This window comes from Microbispora sp. KK1-11, assembly GCF_006874435.1.
GTDB classification, from domain to species: domain Bacteria; phylum Actinomycetota; class Actinomycetes; order Streptosporangiales; family Streptosporangiaceae; genus Microbispora; species Microbispora catharanthi.
In genome coordinates this window covers 24,689-43,774 of sequence record NZ_VIRJ01000048.1, presented here as the reverse complement: position 1 = coordinate 43,774, position 19,086 = coordinate 24,689, and the positions used below count along the sequence as shown (strand labels likewise).

At 66.5% G+C, this 19,086-nt stretch carries 11 protein-coding genes and 1 pseudogene; 5 read left to right on the top strand and 7 right to left on the bottom strand.

All coding sequences use genetic code 11. The features are described 5' to 3' along the window. Both FLW16_RS40400 and FLW16_RS46405 read right to left on the bottom strand, forming a co-directional pair. A partial coding sequence (locus FLW16_RS40400) for an AAA family ATPase (RefSeq protein WP_185949816.1) occupies nt 1–2,233 on the bottom strand: 2,233 nt, incomplete at its 3' end. Nucleotides 2,234–2,280: 47 nt separating this feature from the next. Continuing rightward, entirely contained in the window at nt 2,281–2,796 is a 516-nt protein-coding gene (locus FLW16_RS46405) for a transposase family protein (protein ID WP_396687146.1), read from the bottom strand. Nucleotides 2,797–3,211: 415 nt separating this feature from the next. On the opposite strand from FLW16_RS46405, the gene FLW16_RS40390 reads away from it, so the two are divergent. Both FLW16_RS40390 and FLW16_RS40385 read left to right on the top strand, forming a co-directional pair. Continuing rightward, nucleotides 3,212–5,821, top strand: coding sequence for a LuxR C-terminal-related transcriptional regulator (locus FLW16_RS40390; RefSeq protein WP_142566273.1), 2,610 nt, complete (start codon nt 3,212–3,214; stop codon nt 5,819–5,821). 210 nt (nt 5,822–6,031) lie between these two features. Then, nucleotides 6,032–7,336 carry a lipase/acyltransferase domain-containing protein gene (locus FLW16_RS40385; protein ID WP_142566272.1) on the top strand — a complete coding sequence of 435 codons (1,305 nt, stop codon included), beginning with the start codon at nt 6,032–6,034 and terminating at the stop codon, nt 7,334–7,336. A 205-nt stretch (nt 7,337–7,541) separates the two neighbouring features. Here the strand turns inward: FLW16_RS40385 and FLW16_RS40380 are convergent, their stop codons facing one another. Beyond that, complete coding sequence (locus FLW16_RS40380) at nt 7,542–8,783, bottom strand: cytochrome P450 (RefSeq protein WP_142566271.1); 1,242 nt, start codon at nt 8,781–8,783, stop codon at nt 7,542–7,544. A 19-nt stretch (nt 8,784–8,802) separates the two neighbouring features. After that, nucleotides 8,803–11,646 (bottom strand): AAA family ATPase, encoded by a 2,844-nt coding sequence (locus FLW16_RS40375; protein WP_185949815.1) that lies wholly within the window; start codon nt 11,644–11,646, stop codon nt 8,803–8,805. Between the two features lie 620 nt (nt 11,647–12,266). On the opposite strand from FLW16_RS40375, the gene FLW16_RS40370 reads away from it, so the two are divergent. From FLW16_RS40370 to FLW16_RS40355, 3 genes and pseudogenes are all read left to right on the top strand, one after another. After that, complete coding sequence (locus tag FLW16_RS40370; protein WP_142566269.1) at nt 12,267–13,472, top strand: cytochrome P450; 1,206 nt, start codon at nt 12,267–12,269, stop codon at nt 13,470–13,472. Nucleotides 13,473–13,479: 7 nt separating this feature from the next. Further along, a complete protein-coding gene (locus FLW16_RS46400; RefSeq protein WP_142566268.1) occupies nt 13,480–13,749 on the top strand; it encodes a ferredoxin in 270 nt (89 codons plus the stop codon). A 996-nt stretch (nt 13,750–14,745) separates the two neighbouring features. Then, nucleotides 14,746–15,455: pseudogene (locus FLW16_RS40355) on the top strand (transposase); the annotation flags it as partial. A gap of 163 nt (nt 15,456–15,618) precedes the next feature. On the opposite strand, the gene FLW16_RS40350 reads toward FLW16_RS40355, so the two are convergent. The 3 genes from FLW16_RS40350 to FLW16_RS40340 all read right to left on the bottom strand — a co-directional run bounded on the left by FLW16_RS40350 (nt 15,619) and on the right by FLW16_RS40340 (nt 19,057). Next, nucleotides 15,619–16,401, bottom strand: coding sequence for a hypothetical protein (locus FLW16_RS40350; RefSeq protein WP_142566267.1), 783 nt, complete (start codon nt 16,399–16,401; stop codon nt 15,619–15,621). 705 nt (nt 16,402–17,106) lie between these two features. Further along, the gene (locus FLW16_RS40345) at nt 17,107–17,961 is read right to left on the bottom strand and encodes a hypothetical protein (protein WP_142566266.1); all 855 of its coding nucleotides are present in this window, start codon (nt 17,959–17,961) and stop codon (nt 17,107–17,109) included. A 493-nt stretch (nt 17,962–18,454) separates the two neighbouring features. Continuing rightward, entirely contained in the window at nt 18,455–19,057 is a 603-nt protein-coding gene (locus FLW16_RS40340; protein WP_142566265.1) for a hypothetical protein, read from the bottom strand. Nucleotides 19,058–19,086: the final 29 nt, after the last annotated feature.

Sequence of the window (19,086 nt, the reverse complement as noted above, 5' to 3'; positions counted from 1 at the left end):
AGCGCCAGGCCACGAGCGCGGGGTTGCCGCCGTTGTGAACGGCGAACCGTTTCCCTGTTTCGACCGCCGCCTCCAGCGCCGCCTCGTACCTGCCCTGAGCGGCCAAGATCCTGGCTTGGATGTGCAGGCAGGGGAAGAACATTCCGTCCTGCAACAGCGATGTGGGAAGGCTGACCTGTGTGATGACCTCTGACGCCTCGTCGATCTGGCCCTTCTCGAGCAGGACCTCGGCGAGCAAGCCCCGCGCGAGCGGGAGCGCGACCCCCATCGACGTGATCCGATGCAGCTCGATCACTTCACGGAGGTCGCTTTCCGCCTCGGCCAGCTCGCCCATCCGCAGCCAGCCCATCCCCCGATAGGTGAGCGCCAAGCCGAGGGCCACCATCGACCCCTGCCTGCGTGCCTCGGTGACCAGCTCGCCGTAGGCGTTCATACCCTCACGCAGGTCGCCGAGCATCAAAGCGATATACCCAGGGACGCTCGCGGACGCTCCCCTGGTCGCGGCTTCCAGCATCTGCGGATGGGCCAGTGCCTTACGGGCGCGGTCCAGCCCTCGAGCGTCCCCGGCGTAGCACTCGTGCCCGGCGATCATGCACTCCAGGAGCGCCGCGTTGATCGTGCGGGAGGCGGGCAACTGGCGCAGCATCTCCACCCGCTGGGAGATACTGTCGAAACCGACGACGACCAGAGGGACGTCCAGCAGGATCGCTTCCAGGCCGCGCCGCAGGTCATCGCAGTCCTCAGGCAGGTCTGCGATGATCGCGATCAGCTCCTCGGTCATCTCCTCGGCTCGGCCTACCAGCAGTTTCGCGAGCCCCACCAGGGCGACGAACTCCGCAACCTGGACCGGGTCATCGATCAGCCGGAGAGCGACGGCGAGATGATCGAGTCCCGCTTCCACATCCACGAGAGCACCCACGCCGATGGCGTCCTTGAGTGTCTCCAGCCGTTCCGCCAGGGTTATCTCCGCGGTGAGGGCATGGACCAGGTAGGCGTGGGCGGCCTCCGGCGCACCATTGGCCAGCGCCTCCGTTCCGGCTCGCCGCAGCATCCTCGCGTGCTCACCGGGGAGATTCGGGACGCATAGAAGATGGCTTGCCGTTTCCTCCGCCCGATGACCTTCCCGCGTCAGGAGCGTCGCCGCGGCCAGATGGCATCGGATGCGTTCGCTCGGGTCCATCTGCTCGTACACGGCCGAGCGGACCAGCGGGTGCACGAACTCGGCCACAGCCTCTTCCCCACCTGCCCCGCGGAGGATATGTGCGCTCCCCAGTTCGTTCAATGCCCGGTCCGCCTGCGCCCAATCGAGCGCCGTGACGGCGGCGACATGGCGCGGGTCGGCATGCCCGCCGAGCACGGCCACGGCCTCGGCGACGCGCCGGGCCGTCGGCGACAGCCGCCGCAGCTCGATCGAAACGCGCCTGGACACCGCCTTGGTTCCGATGTCGCGGAGTCGGACGTCGTCGACCTCGATCGCGCTGTCGTCGCGTTCCGAGGCGAGAGCGCGGGCCACCTCTTTCACGAGGAGGGGGTTCCCCGCCGCGGCGGCGTGGCAGGCTGACAAGAGGGTGGGCTTGGGGCTTTCTCCGAGGATTTCCGTCAGGACGACGCCGACGGCTTGCGGGCTCAGCGGCTTCGGTTGCAGGATCCGGCATTCCGGATGCGTGAGGACGAAGTCCAGCAGGTCCATCGCGGCCGACGGATCGGACGGCCGGGTCGCGGCGGCGATGAAAAGCGGCATGTCGTACAACCGCTGCTGGAGGTAGGCCAGGAAGCGTAATGACGGCTCGTCCGCCCAGTGCAGGTCGTCGACCACCAGCAGGACGGGACCTTCCTGGCAGACGTTGGCGGTGAGCCAGAACAGGCTGTGGAGGAGGCTCATCTCGCTCTGCTGCTCGCCGTCGGCCCCCGCCAAGAGGCGCCCGGCGACGGCCGCCGCACCCGACAGCCATCGCTCACGTTCGGCCGCGTCTGCTCTCCTCAGCGCGCCCTCGAACAGCTGCCGGACCAGCCCGAACGCGTATCCACGCTCAAGATGCGCCCCTCGCGCGGACAACACCCGCATATCCGCGTCCGCCGCCATCCAACGGGCTTCGTCGAGCAGCCGAGTCTTGCCGATTCCCGCGGCGCCCACCACTACGACACAGGCACCGGCCCTCTCCCGAGCAGACGTTATCCCGGCGGACATCGTCGCAGTCTCGTCCTCACGTTCCACCAGTAGGTCTCGCAGCACCCTGTAATCCTTGCCTGCCCCCATCCCATCTCAAAGACGACACGCAATCACAAAACGCTATCGGGGCGCGCGTGTGCTCGGTTGGCGTCCTTCTGCCCACGTGACAGCGGGGCGGTGCCGATGGCCCTTGAACGGGGTACGAACCCTGCTCCCGCACCTTGGTAGCCCTTGTCGGCAAAGATCATCACGTCGTTGGCGGTCAGAGCATCGATCAGACCTGCGATGTGAGCTACGGTCAGGTCGTTCACGCCCCCGGGAGGAGCCGCAGAGGCCCAGACCAGGTGGCCTGCAGGATCGGCAAGAACCTGGACGTTCGCCCTGTGGCGCTTGTGCTTGCCGGAGTAGTAGGGCTTCTGGTCGTCGACGCTTCCCAGGATCTCGTCTCGTGCGAAATCGGCCGCGAACTGTTTGGCCTGCTCGAATAAGAGCAGGTCGTTGCGGCTGGACAGGAACCCGATCCCGCCGTGCACCCCCCTGCACTCGAACTCGGTGGCCCGCTCTTCCGTGCGAGCCGTCTGGTACCGCCGGCCGCGGAAGGTGCCCAGGCCCGGCAGGTCCGGCACCTTGCCCCGCGAAGCCGGCGCCGACGACGAGCGCGTCGAACTCGGTCGCGGCTTCTTCCGGCAGCGAGGACGTCATGGACGTCAGGCGGCCTCCAGCGCATGCGAGGGCGGAAAGGGCCTTCGTGACGGCAGGCGGAGGTCCTCGGTGATCACAATGGCATCATCGTTTGGTTTTCGGGCTGGATGTGTCAAGCCGGGCAGCGGGGCTTGGGGGTGCCGAGCGAAACTTTGGGGATCGGCTACGGGACGGCCACGATGTCCTCAGGCTGGCGGCCATTCCATCCTGTGTCAGGACTCTCATCGCGGGGTTCTCCCGCCGACGTCGGAGGCGGGGTTGTGGGAGGTCTTCAGGCGCGGGATCGGAGCGGTGACCGTGTGCGTGCGGGAGCGCGATGTCGTCGGAGCATGGCGTTTCGTGGGACGGGAAGCGAAGGTCCAGGCGCTCGTCGGCGCTGTTTCCCACCGTGAACACTCGGTCGTCTTCCTCGTGGGAGACATCGGGGTCGGCAAGACCCGGCTGGCCGACGAGGCGATCACACGAGTGGGTCCGGGCGGAGGTACGGTCCTGAGGGTATCGGCCACTCCTGCGGCGGCCTCGTTGCCGCTGGGCGCTTTCGCTCCTCTGCTGCCGCGTCTGGATGTTCCCGACGCCATGGTGTTGCCGTCCGCCCGGGAGGCGTTGCTGGCGGGACACACAGGCGGTCGTCTGATCCTGTTGGTGGACGATGCACACAATCTGGACAGCGCATCCGCGGTGCTCACCCACCAGCTGACTCTCATCGGCAAGGTGGTGGCTCTCGTCATCGCTCGTTCGGGTGATCGGCTTCCTGACGCGCTCATCCCGTTGTGGAAGGACGAACGAGCGCTGCGGCTGAGGCTGGAGCCGCTGCCCGAAGAGGACATGGAGGACTTGATCGCTCAGGCGCTGCCGGGGAGAAAGGACGCAGCGGTCCTCCGCGAACTGCGCCGGCTGTCAGCGGGAAACCCTCTCGTTCTCCGCGAGCTGATCGCCTACGGGGCCGGCACGGGCAGTCTCTGTGTGGACGGTGAGCGCGGCTGGGTGCTGGAACGGCCGCTCATGGTGCCGCCGTACCTGATGGACATGGTCGCCGGTGAACGGGTCAAGGCGCTGTCTCCGGAGGCGAACCTGGCACTGCGCCTGGTGGCCCTGGGCGAGCCGCTCGGATATCGACTGCTGTGCGAGTTGGCCGGGGAGGAAGCCCTGCGGGACCTGGAGGACCGCCGCCTCGTCGAGGTGCGGAGGCACGAGCTGCGCAGGGAGGTGAGTCTCACCCACCCGCTGCTCGAAGAGGCCGTGCTCGGGGTCTCCACCTTCGAGAGGCGCCGGCTGATGGTCATGCTCGCCGACGCCGTCGTCCGTACGGGGATGCGACGCCAGGTCGATCTCGCCCGCGTCGCCGACTGGTGGCTGCAGGCCGGGGAGGTCGTGGACCCCGACATGCTCGCGCGTGCCGCCGCGATCAGCGTCAACGTCCATGACTCATCCTCGGCCGTCCGCTTGGCGCGAGCGGCCAAAGCCGTGGACGGCGGAGTGCGGGCGCGCCTTCTCCTGGGACACGCTCTTGTCGGCCAGGGGCGGGCCGAGGAGGCCGAGTCGGTGCTCGCGACGGCCATGACACGGGCGGACCTGCCACACGACCTCGCCGCCATCGGCATCGTCCGCAGCGAGAACCTCCTCGGCGGGCTGGAAGCCGGCGAGCGCGCCGCACAGGTCGCCGCCGAGACGGCGGCCAGAGTGGCGGGATCGGACTGTGCGGACGAGGTCACCGCGCACGAGGCGCGGCTGCGCCTCTTAAGCGGCGAGCCCGAAGCGGCCTTCGCACTGACTGCCCCGCTGCTGCGCAGCCGGGATCCACGCACCTTCACCCTCGCCGCTCTCACCGAGGGGACGGCCCTGACCTGGGACGCACGCCCAGCGAGCTGCCTGGAACTCATGGAACGTGCGGTTCCGCTCTACGCCAGAACGGTCGACGGCGGGTTGGTTCAGTGGGCTCCGCACGTGGACGAGGTCGTGAGAATCGTCTCGCTGTCCTTTGCCGGACGGTTGTGCGAGGCCGAGGCCCTCGCCGTACGCATGTGGAGGGAGTGCCACCGCCGTGATCTCGTCATCGGCGAGGCTCTGGCCGCCCTGTGCCGCGGCCACATCGCCCTCAGCCAGGGCAGGCCGCGGACCGCACGACGGTGGCTACGGCGCTCGGCGGAGTTGTACGGAGCGGCCTTGCCGAGCAGGCGGCGATGGCCTCTCGCCTTGCTGCTCGAGGCCGAGATCCATCTGGGAAGCCGCGCGGCGGCCCGCGACGTGGCGGCCGAGTTGAATACGGCCGCATCCGGGCCGGTGCGGAACCTGGCGGGAATGGAGCGGATCGCCCTCGCCTGGCTGGCCGCCGCCGAAGGACGGATCCCGCACGCGGAGAGGCAGCTCCTGGCCGTGGCCGAGACGTCCTGCGCCTCCGGCACCCGGACGGTGGCGGTGGCGGCACTGCACACGCTGGCCCGGCTCGGACGCGGAGCTGTGGCTCTCCCTCTGGTGCGCAACCTGCGCCCGGCGGTCGAAGGTCCCTTCCTGACGGCCAGGCTCGACATGATCGAGGCGGCCGCCCATCACGATCCCAAGGCGCTGTCTGAGGCCGGTGCCGCCTTCAACGGCATGGGCGCGGCGCTGTTCGCCGCGGAGGCCTGGGCGGAGAGCAGCCGCTGCTACGGACGCCGGGGTGAAGGGCGGCCGGCAATCCGTATGCGCGAGCAGGCATGGTCGGCCCTGCGCGCCTGCGAGCAGGCGCGCAGCCCCATGTTGACCTTCACGCAGACGACCTCGCGTACGATGACCGATCGCGAGCGGGAGGTCGCGCTGCTCGCGGCAGAGGGACTGCCCAGCAAGCAGATCGCTGAGCGTCTGCACCTGTCCCGGCGGACCGTGGACAACTATCTCCAGCAGTGCTACCGCAAGCTGGGCATCAATCGGAGGGATCAGATCAAGGCGCTGGTGGCCGGTGCCGTCGGCTGACGGTCACTCCCGTCCGAGCTGAAAATGTGAGAGGAGTCGGTAGATGAACCAAACGCCATTACCTCCGCCCTCATCACCGTCTTCGTCGCCGGCAGGGGCTCCTGATACTCGTAATTACCCTTGGGGTAGGCGTTAAGGGATTTCTCCGAGGCATGACTTCCAACGCGTGCCGCAGACTGAGTCTGAGAAACACGAATCAAGGAGAAGGTCATGCCCGCTTTTCGTTGCTTATGCCGCATTCTTGTGGCATTAGTGTTGTCGGTTGCGACATTGAGGATGTTCGCCGGAGCCGCCGCTGCTCAATCCATTCCGCCGCGGACGCCGATCGTTCTGTTTCCCGCCTTCCACTTCACCAGGCTTATGGTGAACGTGCAGAAGCAGCAGGTCGATCCGTCCTGCCCCGCGTCCGGGAGCTTCGAGGACTGGTATCCGAACCCAACGCCCAGCCCGACCTTCAGCCGGGTCTGCATGGACAAGCTCATGACCTTGCGCTATGACGGCGACCCCAGCCTCCACATGCCGGACCGGTTCTCCAATCAGCGCGGCGTAACCGTCACCATGTCCGACTACGGCACGACCGCCAGCGCTCCAGCATACGAGCAGTTGTACGCCTCACTCGAGCAAGCCGGCTGGAGAAGGGACGTCAGCATCCGCGTCGCCGGGTACGACTCCCGCCTCACTCCCGACATGGGCGGTTTCCTCGTCCGAACGCGGCAGCTGATCGAGCAGACGTATGCGGCCAACGGCCACCGTCGCGTTCACCTGGTCGGCCACTCCAACGGTCCGCTGTACGCCCAGTACCTGCTCACCCACTCCTCGGAGAGCTGGAAGGAGAAGTACATTCAGGGGTTCACGCCGATCGCCGGCAACTTCCCCGGCCAGGGTGCGATGTACGGGTATCTGTTCACCGGCCTCAACCTCACCACGTTCACGCTGCCTGACACGCAGGAGATCGCGGAAAGCAGCGCGCGGATGTTGATCTCCGCACCGTCGACGTACATGAGCGCCGCGGCGCCGTCGACCTTCGGCACCGGTGAAGTCGTCATCGCGGACGCCGGCACGGGGAAGCAGTACACGCCGGCTGACTACCATGCACTCGTCACCGCCCCCGGCATGCCGCCGGAGGCGGCGAAAATCGCGGACTACTACATCGGCTTCGTGCGCTTCCGGGACGGAAACCCCATGAGCATCCTCCCCGCCTCCACGAATCTTCCGAACGTCGACGTCTACGCGGAGAAGGGGTCGGGGATCCCCACTCTCGTCGGCGTCACCCTGCACGATCTGACGGTCGGTCAGGTCTTCGATGCTGCCCTGCCGGTCTTCACCCGGGACGGCGACGGAAATGAGGAGGACATCACCAACAACGCCATTCAGGCGTGGAGCGCGATGCCCTGTCACCATTTCACACTCACCGACAACCCTGGGCTGGATCATTTCTCCCTCGCCTTCGACTCCGCAGTGCTGAGTAGATTGATGGCGAACGCCCAGAAGAAGCCTTCGGTCTGCCAGAGCTGATGTGGCCGAGAAATTCGGCGTACGGCGGAGGTGGCGCTTTTCATAGATCGATTAACGGCAAGGTCTCCGTGCGACGATCCCTCGGCGAAAAGGGCTGTCAGCGCGGAGACCTTGTCGTCAGCAGGTCGGTGAGGGCGGGCCGGCGGCGGACCTGACCGCCGCGCATGGTGCTGGGAGGATCCCTCCGAACGGAGGGATCTCGCGTCTACTGTCCAGCCCTCGCGCCGCACGTCGGAGCGACTCGGGCCGGTCCCAGCCTGACGGGAAGCTCGACGAGAGCGCGATCGATCAGCGCGGGCCGGTAGCGCAACCCATCCCGAGGGCAGGCCAATCTGATGTCAGGAAATTTCGCTATCAAGGAGGAGATAGCCGTTTTGCCGGCCAGCCGGGCAAGCGGAGCGCCGAGGCAGAAGTGGATTCCGTGACCGAAGGTCACATGAGGACCGGAGGGCCGTGTGATGAGAAACGAGTCGGCATCGGCGAAGGCAGACGGGTCCCGGTTGGCCGACCCGAGCAGGAGAAGGATTGGCTCCCCTGCCGGTATACGCGTCGTTCCGATCGTGACCTCTGTTCTAGGGAAGCGCCACAAGGACGTCGCGGCGGGGCTTTCGTAGCGCAGGATCTCTTCGATCGCGCTGCCGATCAGTGAAGGCCGGTCCCGGAGGAGGCGCAGCTGATCCTCGTGGTCCAGCAGCGCTAGAACGCCGTTGCCGATGAGGTTCGCCGTGGTGTTGTATCCCGCCACGACCAGCACGCCGACCGTTCCGACCAGCTCAGCTTCCGTGAGAGCCTCTTCCGCTTCCTCGGACCGGATGAGCTCCGAGAGCAGGTCGTCGCGTGGATGCGCCCGTCGCTCCGCCACGAAAGCGCGGGCACGGTCGAGTAACAGGGTGATGGCCGCCAACGATCGCGCTCGGTCCGGGTGTACGGCCTCGGACGCCAAGCGCTGCAACTCCTCGTGGTCCTCCAGCGGGGCCCCGAGGATGTCGCCGATCGTGGCGATGGAGAACGGATAGGCGACAGATCCCAGGAGTTCGGACTCTTCGCTCGATGGCAGGAGGTCGAGGATCTGATCGAAGTTCTTCTGCAAGGTGCCGGCCAGGCCTGCCACGCGCCTGGCGGCGAAGGCGGGGGAGAACAGACGCCGAATCCGCGTGTGGTCTGGTGGATCGGAGAAAGCGGGCGCGTTCTCCCATGCCGTGCCCGGACCGATCGCGAGTCCGGCCGTACGGAAATGGTCCGTGGCGGATGCGGAGTCCGAGCTGAACATACGGCTGTCGCTCAGGATCTTCTGAATGTCCTCGTAACGCGAAATCAGCCATACCCGCACGCCTGTGCCAGGGAACGTCACCGGAAGAGCAGGGGAGTTCTGCCGGAGCCACGCCCAGGTGGGATGAGGATTCTGGAAATATTCGTCTGTGAAAGGCTCGGCGGGGATTTGCGGCATCTTCGGTGGAGTCTCCTGTTCATCCGAGGGAAGGCGTGGTGTCGGCGCCGGCCAGCAGTTGATCCTGCTTGGACAGCTGATATCGGCGGGTGATGCCGAGCTTGCGGTACACGCTGCTGAGGTGCACCTCGACGGTTTTGGTGGTGACGAAGAGTCGCTGGGCGATGACCCGGTTGGTGTGGCCGGCGGCGGCGAGTACGGCCACCCGCCGTTCACTGGGGGTGAGGGCACCGGGGCCCGTGATGGCGGTGCGGCGGGGACGGCCGCCGGACGCCCGCAGCTCGGCGCGCGTCTGTTCGACGAGGGGGACGGCGCCGGCGCGGTCGGCGAGGTCAAGCGCCTTGGCCAGGCAAGCCCGTGCTTCGCCCCGCTTGTTGGCGCGACGGAGCGCGGCCCCGAGGGCGTGCAGGGCTTTGGCGTGCTCGAGTTGTGCGGGTGAGGGTTGGAGGATCTTCACGGCGTCGCGGAGCATCGTCAGTCCCGTCTCGTCGCGGGCAAGGCTGCCGGCGACCCGAAGAGCCTGGCCAAGGGCGCGGGGCGCCCGCCAGCGGCGGGCGAGCTCGACGGTATCGGTGGCCAGCTCTCGCGCCTCCGTCTCACAACCCAGGGTGTGGAGTGCGGTCGCGGCATCCGCTCGCCAGTCGAGGTAGGCGGGATTACGCCAGCCGTAGGACTCGTAACGGCGACCGCAGTCGACAAGAGCCTCGGCGCCCTCCTCCAACTTGCCTTCACGGATGAGCAGGCGGCCACGACTGGCCTGGGTCCAGCACGTCTGCGCCGCGGCACTCGGAAGACCGGCCTCGCCCGCCCAGTTCAGGGCCTGCGCCGCCGCCTCGTTCTCGCCGCGTTCCATGAGCGTGTCGGCCAGATGACTGGCCACCAGGGGCCGGATGACGTCGAGGCGGACCGTTTCCGCGAGCCTCATCGACTCGCGCGCGTCGATCTCGGCCTCGATGAGAGATCCCTGACGCAGCCACGCCAGGGCGCGGAAGGCGAGCACGGCCGAGGCGCCGTACGTGGAGCCGCTCCGATGCGAGTGGGCGAGGGCCACGTCGAGAATCCCGAGGACGTCGCCCTGGTCCGCGCTGATCAGCGTCCATACGGCGTCGGCGAACGCCTCCGTGGCAGTGGCCTTCTCGACGAAGAGCCCGTCGCCGAACGCGCGTCCGGTGCACCTGAGGGCCCGCTCGTGATCGAGCAGGGCGATGCCCTCGTACCAGCCGATGAGCGCGTCCAGCATGTGTCCGCCGAGGCCGGGCTGCGACGGTGCGTCCCGAAGCTCCATCACCAGTTCCTCCGCGACGTTGTGCAACCCGGCGTTCGAGAGCGTGACGTTGAGCAGGTTGGCCTGGAGGCGGCGGCGCAGGTCGGGGTGCTCGTGACCGAGCCGGGAGACGGCCTCGTGGAGGATCGTCATGGCGTCGCGGTTGCGGCCGACTGTGAAGAGCGCACGCGCGAGCGTGTCCGCGATCGCTCCCCGGGCTTCCGCCGGCTCGGTCGTTTCCAACGCCCGTGTGAGGTAGTCGATCGCCTTGCGGCCGTCGATGAGCATGGCGATGCCACCTGCCTCCCTCAGCAGGTCCGCTTGCTCCTCCTTGTCCGTGGAGCATTCCTGTAGCGCCCGCTCCAAATAGGCCAGTGCGCTCTCGGGTGCGGCGCGAGTGAGCGCCTCGGTCGCCCCGGCTCTGAGAGCGCCTACGACCTCGGGGTCTCCCGCGGGAGGGGTCCGTACGAGGTGAGCCGCGACGCGCTGGGCCGTCGCATCGCCTGTGGCAAGCACCCGCGCGGCGAGCCGGTGGAGGCGAGCACGCTCCGTCCGATCGATCAGATCGTAGACGGCCGCCTGGACAATGGGATGGACGAAGCCGACCGGCTCTCCTCCACACAGGATGCCCGCCGCCACCAGCGAGGAGTGGACATCCCACGCCTTCGCCACGTCGACTCCTGCCACGACGGCGGTCTCGGCGATCCTGGCCCCGTCGTCCAGGATCGCCGCCGCATGGACCAGGGCGGTCGCCTCCGGGGGCAGCGTGGAGAGCTGAAGGCTCACCCGGCGACCGATGGCGGTTCCGGCTGCGGCGGGAAGCCGTGACGCTCCATCGGCGGTGGCCGGAATCGCCTGTGCCGCAGCGGCGACGGCCAGTTCCCGGAGCAGGAGGGGGTTCCCTCCGGCCAGTTCGTGGCACGCCAGGCAGAAGGCGTCGTCCGCCGCGAGTCCGACCACGCCCCGTACCACCCTGGCGGACGCGTCCAGGCTCAACGGGCGCAATTTCAGCACCCGCGCGGCCGGATCCGTGGTGATGTAAGCCAGCAGATCCTGCTCGGCTCGCGCATCTCCGTTGCGGGTGCCCAGCATGATGCCGATCGGCAGACCCTCGATCCGTGGCAGCAGGTATGCCAGAAACCGTAATGACGCCATATCGGCGAGGTGTAGATCATCGATGATGATTGCTCGGGGGGAGTCGCCGCACATGTTCGCGGTCAGCCAGTAGAGACTGTGCAGGACGGCGAAGTCGCCGACTGGCGCTGCCTCTTCTCCCGGCGGACCGAGCACCGCTGTCGCGCCGTGAGCCGGCCCCTGCAACCAGCGGGTCCTCTGCGTGGCGTCGGCGAGAGCCAAAGCGGGCTCGAACAGCTGGCGGACGATACCGAAGCCGAAGGCCCGCTCTAGATCCGACCCTCTGGCGCGCAGCACCTGCAGCCCTGCCGAGGCGGCCGTCGTCCCCGCCGCCCTCAGCAGAGCCGTCTTGCCCATTCCACCGGGCCCCTCAACCAGGACGAGCCTGCTCGTGCCCGATCGAGCGGCATCGATCACCTCGGAGAGCGTCTCCCGCTCACTCTCCCGCTCCCATAGGTCCGACATCGAGGCCAACATGAGCCCCCTCCTGGGCGAAGTGCCGGCAGGGGTGAGTGCGAGCAACTTCCGCCCAACCCTCCGTCGTGTCGCACGCACCGTCGACGCATAGGTACGAACCGCAGCGGACTCGCGTGACCGGGATCTCGTCCAGTCTCCATCTCGACAGATCGCTCCCCATGTGGGTCTCACCCCCAAAAAATTCGAAGGGCAACCCCAAAATATGAGATTTCCGCCGGTGTGGCGTGTGCGGCAGAGGTGGCTCGTTTCCCAACGAGTCGACCGACTTCGTCGATTGCCTGAGTCGAGCACGATAATCGCGGTGCTCCTCGCATCTCCTCCATATCCGCGAGCCGCATCCGGTTTCCGGATTGAATTGATGCACGGCCGGAGGCGGAGGCGACTGTCGGAAACCTACGCCACCGCGGACGGCGAGACGAAGGTGGATCCGCGGGCTCCTCCACCTGGGCGGGGATCCTCGACGGTTTCTCACGTGCATCTTGTTGGATACGCCACCCGTTGAGAGGCGAATCATTGGGGTTACCACTTAGGGGCGACCCTGTTGTCCAGGTGCTGGTGTGCCAGAGATTGTGTCTCCCGTCACACCGCACCAATGATGGGAGCTCTCGATGGAGAAGCCCACAGAGCTGTTCACCCCAGAGTTCTTGCAGAACCCGCACCCGACCTACGCCTGGCTGCGGGACAACGACCCCGTGCACGCCTGCGTTTTCCCATACGGCAATGTGCCCATGTGGATGGTGACCCGTTATGCCGACGTGCGGACGCTGCTGACCGACGACCGGTTCAGCACGGACTCCTCCTACGCGTCAAGCGAGTTCAAGGACGCGGGGCTGACCCTGGGCCGAGGCACGGAGATGGAGTTCTCGCTGCCATTGGTGGACCCACCTCAGCACACCCGGATTCGGCGACTCGCAATGTCGGCTTTCACCGCTTCCGCAGTCACCCGGTGGGAAGAGGCGGCGCGTGCGGAGACCGATATCCTGCTGAACCAGCTGGCGCGGAACGCGGACGCCGAACTGGTGACCCAGTACACCACGATCCTGCCTTCCGCGGTCATCGGTCGCATCCTCGGCGTGCCCCCCGAGGACCGGCAGTATGTCCTGCGACAGACCCAGGCGGTCACTAGTGTGGAGGCCGAGGCGGCCAAGCAGGTCCCAGAGGCGATGCGCAAACTCATGGACTACGCCCGTGGTCTCGTGAACGCACGCCGTGAATCGCGGGGTGACGACCTCGTCTCACGTCTCGTGGCCGCGGAGGAGGAGAACGACGGTCGGCTGAGCGAGGCCGAACTGGTGGCCACGCTGGGCATTCTCGTCCTGGCTGGATATGAGACCACGCAGAATCTGATCGGTAACGCCCTGGCGGCGCTCTTCGAGTTCCCCGACCAGTACCCCGCCCTCACGGCTCCGGAAATCGGACCGGCGAGGGCGGTTGAGGAGTTCATACGCTATCAGGGTGGGATTCAGTGGGCGTCGTTCCGGTTCGCCCGCGAGGAGCTCGAGTTCGGGGGAACGCGTCTGCCGGCAGGGGCGGTGGTGGTTCCGGTCCTCCTGTCGGCCAATCGCGACGCTTCCATTTGGGACGAACCGGACCGGCTGATCCTCGGGCGTAACGGGCCTCGCCATGTCGGCTTCGGGCACGGCATCCATAACTGCATCGGGGCCTCGCTGGCCCGGCTTCAGTCGAGGATCGGGATCTCCGCGATACTCACCCGGTTCCCGCAGATGAAGCTGGCGGTCCCGCACGAGAGCCTGATTTACCGGCCCAGTCTGCTGACGCGCGGCCTGAGTGAACTACCTGTCACCCTCTTCTAGGACGAATATGGTGCTTCAAGGCAACCCAGTCGACGGCGAATCAGCACCGAACGGGATATCACGGGGAGAGATGGTGGCTATCTCGGCGGATCGTTGTGTCGGCTCGGGGCTCTGTCAGGCCATGGCTCCGCATATCTTCGGATCGGACGAACACGGCAGGATAGCCAAGGTCCTCCGGCCGAGACCGGAGGAGCGGGACCTCGGTCTGATACGAGACATCGCGGAGTGCTGCCCGGTCGAAGCGGTACTGATTCGGACTACCGACGGCCAAAGCTGACCGTCCGACGGAGTGCTGCCTCGGAAGGCCGTGACCTCCAGCAAAGGCAGCTGGCTTCTCCTTCGCCGGTGGGTCGTGAGGTTCTGCCGTTTTCCAGCGCGCTCCGCACAACGTTCACTGGGACGACGTCGGCCTGCCTCGCAACCGCGCAGCCGGCACTGTCACAGGTCAAAGGCTTGACGAACCGCCGGATGCGGGCCCGCATGTCCGGTGGTGTGAGAGGGGGCCGGGCGACCTGGCCCTCTTACTCGCTCGTCCTGGTCCGCCGTCGACCTGTCCGGTTGCTGCCCATTGCCCCCGCTGACCGTCAGAACAGGTAGCCCGTTGGTCTGGCGGTGCGAGGCCTGCCCGTCCTGGTGGCAGTTGGCCGCGAAGTAGTTCCCCGCCGCGGCGAGCCGATGACGAAAGCATCCGACGAGTACAACAGGAAGAAGTCCACCTGGGTGCCCTGCATGGGGGCCGTTCCGCCGTCTCGTTGATCCGGCCGGCGCGTCGGTCAGCCGTGCTGTCGCGGCCGCCTCCATGCGCGCGTTCATCCCCTGTGATGGTCGACGGCGGGAGAACCGCACCCAGGCTCGGCCCGGCCAGGGGGTGCCGATGCCTCGAACTCGACCCGGGCCAACGCCTTGAGTCCGCCGGGGTGCGCGAGCGGTGGGGATCGGGCGGGTCACCCGGTCAACGCAGCCCTGCTCGGCTCATCAAATTCAGGGCGCCGAGAGCGCATCCGGACTCGCGATGAACGCGGCCACCGCTGCACCGCTTGGTTAACGAGGGGAATAGGCGGCCGACGCCGATCATCACGAGATCGCGGGCGCTGGCTCCGGGCTTTCGCGGAAAATTCAAGCGGGCTTGATCGTTCACGTGAGAAAAGTGCCTTTGAGCTGGGAGGATTGCTCTTGTCTAGAGTCCTGTCCGCACCAGTTCAGAAGGCACTTTCCGAGTGACGACTATCGCGTCCCGGCGCAAGATCACGATGTCCGCAGACGGCTCGGCCGCCGGCAGGTGCTGATTCGCGCTGACTCCGGCGGCGGCACCCACCAGTTCCTGTCCTTACTGTCCCGGCCCGGGCGGCGGCTGTCGTACTCGATCGGGTTGACCCTCACCGAGGAGGTCCAGCAGGCGATCCTGGCCCTGCCTGAGCAGGCGTGGACACTCGCTACGATGCCGAGGGCAAGGTACGCCCCGGTGCCTGGGTGGCCGAGCTGACCGGCCTGGTGAAGCTAGACGGCTGGCCCAAGGGGATGCGCCTGATCGTGCGCAAAGAGCGCCCCCACCCCGGTGCCCAGTTGCGCTTCACCGACATCGACAGGCACCACTTCACCTGCTTCGTCACCAACACCACACGGGTCAGCTCGCCGACCTGGAACTACGCCACCGCAGCCGCGCCCGCTGCCAAGACCGCATCCGCACCGCCAAGGACACCCGGCTGCGCAACCTGCCCCTGCACGACTTCGCCCAGAACCAGATCTGGGTGGAGATCGTCGCCCTGGCCTGCGAACTCCTGGCCCGGATGCAGATGCTCGCCCTGGGCGGACCGGCCCGCCGCTACGAACCGAAACGGCTGCGGCCGCATCTGTTCGCCATCGCCGCGCGGCTGGTTCGCGGTGGACGGCGTCTCCGCCTGCGCATCGCCGCGTCCTGGCCCTGGGCCGGCCAACTGGTTCACCGCTATCGCCCGGCTTCAGGCGCGCCCGGCCCCGACCTGACCAGCACCAACCCGCCCCGACGACCAGGAAGGACACCCCCGCGGGCCCGTGGAACCCCGCCCACCCGGCGCAACAGCCGGGCGACCAGGCTGACCACGACCGCGAGCTCACACTCCAGCCGAACCGATCAGCCAGGCCACCGGACGGCCACGAAAGGTTGAGGTTAACCGCAGATCGCGCTCGCTGTCACCGACCACGGAGGCGTATTCGGGACTTCCGCTATAGCCTGCAGCAAGACCGTACCTTCCGGAGCGTAATCCACGATGAAAGCTTGAAGCGCCACGTATCTCGGGGCTGCTCCATCGATCCGGCCCGCTATTCCGTAAAGCTGCTTTCCCGGTGCGCATTTCGCCACCGCGGCTCTCCACGGGAACGGTGTGGCTGGAGGGTCTACGACGACCGTGTCGATCGCCGTTCTCACCTCGTAATTCGAGCTGGGCGTCCCGCAGACGGCCGAGGCGTTGATGCCCCACGTGCCCGTGTAGCCCGGCTTTTCGACTGCGCTCGCCGTCACCGCGGTGTTCGGTGACACCGCCGAGATGGAGGATGCGGGCTCGCTGAGCGACGTGCCTATCGGCCGGATGTCGCCCTTACCGCCGATGATCCTGAAGCCGGTGCTGAGCACGCGCAGAGTGCTGGGGCACTGGACGGTCACCGACTTGGCGTCCGTGTCGTCCACGGGCGTGCTGCGATTGACGTACTGGAGGTTCAGGACGACGCTGACGTCGGCGCAGATCGCCGTGACGTTCAGGTTCCATGGGTCTTGTGTCGCGCCGTCGGCATACGCCGCGGCGGAGTAGGAGTTCGCCTGCGCAGACGCCTCCGCCTGGGAAAGGGGGATGGAGACGTATCCGATGTGAGCTCCGCCGCCGACGAGTTTCGTCCCCGCAGGGCAGGTGGCCTGGACATTTTTGTACTGCGTCGTATCAATGGGAGTCTCCGCCATGACCGTTTGCCATAATGGCTTGGCCGAAGCGGGACCTGTGGTGAGGACACAGGCCGACGCCACTAAGACGGCGGCCGTGATCAGCGTGCACAACACACGAGGAGACCGATCAACAGACACTTTTCTTCCTGTCTCGGATACTCAAGCATCGCCCTGGCAAGAAAAAGGCCGATACATTGGGGGAACCCCAGGAACGACCCCAGCCTCCAGATGTCCGATCCTTCTAGAGGTCAGCTTCCGCCGCTCCGTGACCCGGCCGCCGTCACCTCCCACGCCTCACCTGTAGGCACAGCCGGGCCCGGGGCGGAGGACCCGAGTCGAGCCCGTAGCGATGGCTATGGCATTCACCCATTTGCGATATCTTGCCCGACCGCAATGTATTAGTGTCACTGGGTGGAATGGTGAGGGAGTTCCATGTCCGTCGCCGAGGAGGCTTCTGCTTGTGATCGCGCGGCCTGACGGAGATGGTCACCTCGGCGAGCGCCGTTGATCGCCGAAGTGACCACGATTCCGGTGATCATGGCCGGTCGCTCCGCCGTGGGGCTACCTGGGCGGCCGAACTGTGGGACGCCGTCGGCATAGCAGACCACCTATTTGGCCGCGTTTCCCTGCGAATCTCATTCGGCTGTCATGAGACGCCAGCCCCCGCAGATTGAACTTGGCGATTCGGTTCGGCTCCCGTGGGCAGGAGTCGGCAGTCCTTTCTCAGCTCTCTGTCAGTTCGATAGTGAGGCCCTGGATCACGCTCGGGGCGATCTGCACATGTTGCGAGCTGTGGTTCCCCAACATGTTGCTGCCCTCGAGGTAGTCCTTCGCCGCATCCAGGTCGGACACCTGCAGCACGAGCTTTGCCCACTTTTCTGTCTCACCGGGGATGACTTTGAGTGCGGGACCGTCCTCGAACTCGAATTTTCCTTGAGAGTCGGGCTCGATGCCCAGGAAACGTCCGAATCCGCTCTGCGTCGCCGGGGCGTCGGGGGATTCGACGACCACTGTTCTCGCGGTTCGAACTCTCAGTGGCCCTCCGCCGCGCACGTCGATGAGCTCGCGGTCCGCCGCGTCCCGATATTCGCCGGTGGTCGCCGCCCCGAAGGTGGCCGAGTAGAACTCCGGGCCGTAGAACGTTATCTGCGTCCGCAGTCCCGTATCGCTCTGGGTCGGATGACCCAGATTGACCGGATGTATATTCGTGCACAGTAGGGTGGAACCGACATTGATGTCGCCCCTCTCCCATTCGATGTTCTGGTCCTTCAAATAATCGAGAGTGTCCTGAAGGGAGCCGGCGGCCTCGAATCCGATCCCATGGAACCGGGCTGTGCCCTCTGGGAGTCGAGGAACCAGGTCGGTATCGAATCTGAAGAATTGCAGATTGGTTCTGCCGATATAAGCGGCCCCGCTCCAGAAATCGCCGTAGCTCTGGTAATCCCAGGCGACCGGCAGGTTCAGGAATTGCGGCGAGGTGAAGAATTCGAACAGATCCTCCGGGCTTCCAGAGTTCACGAACACGAAATCTTGCGCCCTGACGTTCGGCTGGGTGCCCCTGGTCGTTGGCCGTTTCATGAAGCTGCCTCCTGCTGAAAGGAAGAAACAAAGCTGCCCAACCTGTCCCGATCTGAATTGAAGGGTCGCAAGCCCCCATGGAACTCCCGTTGCCGGTCTGCGGTATCGGGGTCATCCCTGACATCGGCCCCCAGTGTTTGGGGATTGAGGCGGTTATCCTGGCGGTCACGAGTCGGATGGCCGCACTGCGGCACCCGCAACTGCCGCCCCCGGCGTTGTCGGACGCCCACTGGACGCCGAGCAGGTCGACTTCCGCCACCGGGGCTGCGCCGACCCGGGTACGCGCCTTCGGTTCCCTGATCGTGACCGGTGTTGAGGGCGCCGATGCCCGCCGGTCCGGACTGATCCTGATCGCACGGACGGGTCCTTGCTCAGTGGCGAAGGAATGGTCACCTCGGCGAGCACCGTTGATCGCCGAGGTGACAACGATCAGATGATCAGGGCCGCGGTTGCACCACCGTGGCGGCGAAGCACTCCGGTCGGCCGGCGGTTGTCAGCCGCTGTAGTAGACCCTGTAGTCGCCGCCGTCTTCCATGAACGACATGGAGGAAGTCACAGTGCCCTGATACACAGTGGCGTAGCTGTCGCCCAGGAAGTCATCGTCCCCGAGATAGCGCTTGACGGAGGACCTGAGCTTGTCCCGCAGTCCCTTGACCTTCTGATCGACGGCCTGCCAGTAGGAGATCTGGTACTGGCCGCGCATTTCGGTGTCGATCTGCTGGATCTTGTCCGTCAGGTCCCTGTCCTCGTCCTGCTCGACCATCACGGTGACGGTGAGCGAGCCGGAGGGCACCTGACTGGCGATGAGCGTCTTGGGGTAGTACGGGAGCGGGCGGTCCGTTGTGATAATGCCGGGGTCGACCAGCACGGTCCGGTTGTCATCGGGGTTGGTCGGGCTTCCGATGAACACCACGAAGTACGGGCGGTCACCATGGCCGACGTCGCTCTTCTCCAGGCATTTGATCTCCCAGAGGCGCACGGAGATCCCTGTCGCCGCGTTGGCCGGTGCGACGGAGACGGCGGGGACGGTCGCGACGGTGGCGGTGAGCATGGCCAGGGCGCCCAGGGTGCGGCGGAGCCGAATCGGCAGTGACATGAGGCTTCTCCTCGGATACTTGACGGGTG

Excerpts from the sequence above, each read along its gene's own strand:
- FLW16_RS40350 (WP_142566267.1), bottom strand. The coding sequence starts at position 16,401 with ATGGCGGAGACTCCCATTGATACGACGCAGTACAAAAATGTCCAGGCC.
- FLW16_RS40375 (WP_185949815.1), bottom strand. The coding sequence starts at position 11,646 with ATGTCGGACCTATGGGAGCGGGAGAGTGAGCGGGAGACGCTCTCCGAG.
- FLW16_RS40380 (WP_142566271.1), bottom strand. The coding sequence starts at position 8,783 with ATGCCGCAAATCCCCGCCGAGCCTTTCACAGACGAATATTTCCAGAAT.
- FLW16_RS40370 (WP_142566269.1), top strand. The coding sequence starts at position 12,267 with ATGGAGAAGCCCACAGAGCTGTTCACCCCAGAGTTCTTGCAGAACCCG.
- FLW16_RS40385 (WP_142566272.1), top strand. The coding sequence starts at position 6,032 with ATGCCCGCTTTTCGTTGCTTATGCCGCATTCTTGTGGCATTAGTGTTG.
- FLW16_RS46400 (WP_142566268.1), top strand. The coding sequence starts at position 13,480 with ATGGTGCTTCAAGGCAACCCAGTCGACGGCGAATCAGCACCGAACGGG.
- FLW16_RS40340 (WP_142566265.1), bottom strand. The coding sequence starts at position 19,057 with ATGTCACTGCCGATTCGGCTCCGCCGCACCCTGGGCGCCCTGGCCATG.
- FLW16_RS40345 (WP_142566266.1), bottom strand. The coding sequence starts at position 17,961 with ATGAAACGGCCAACGACCAGGGGCACCCAGCCGAACGTCAGGGCGCAA.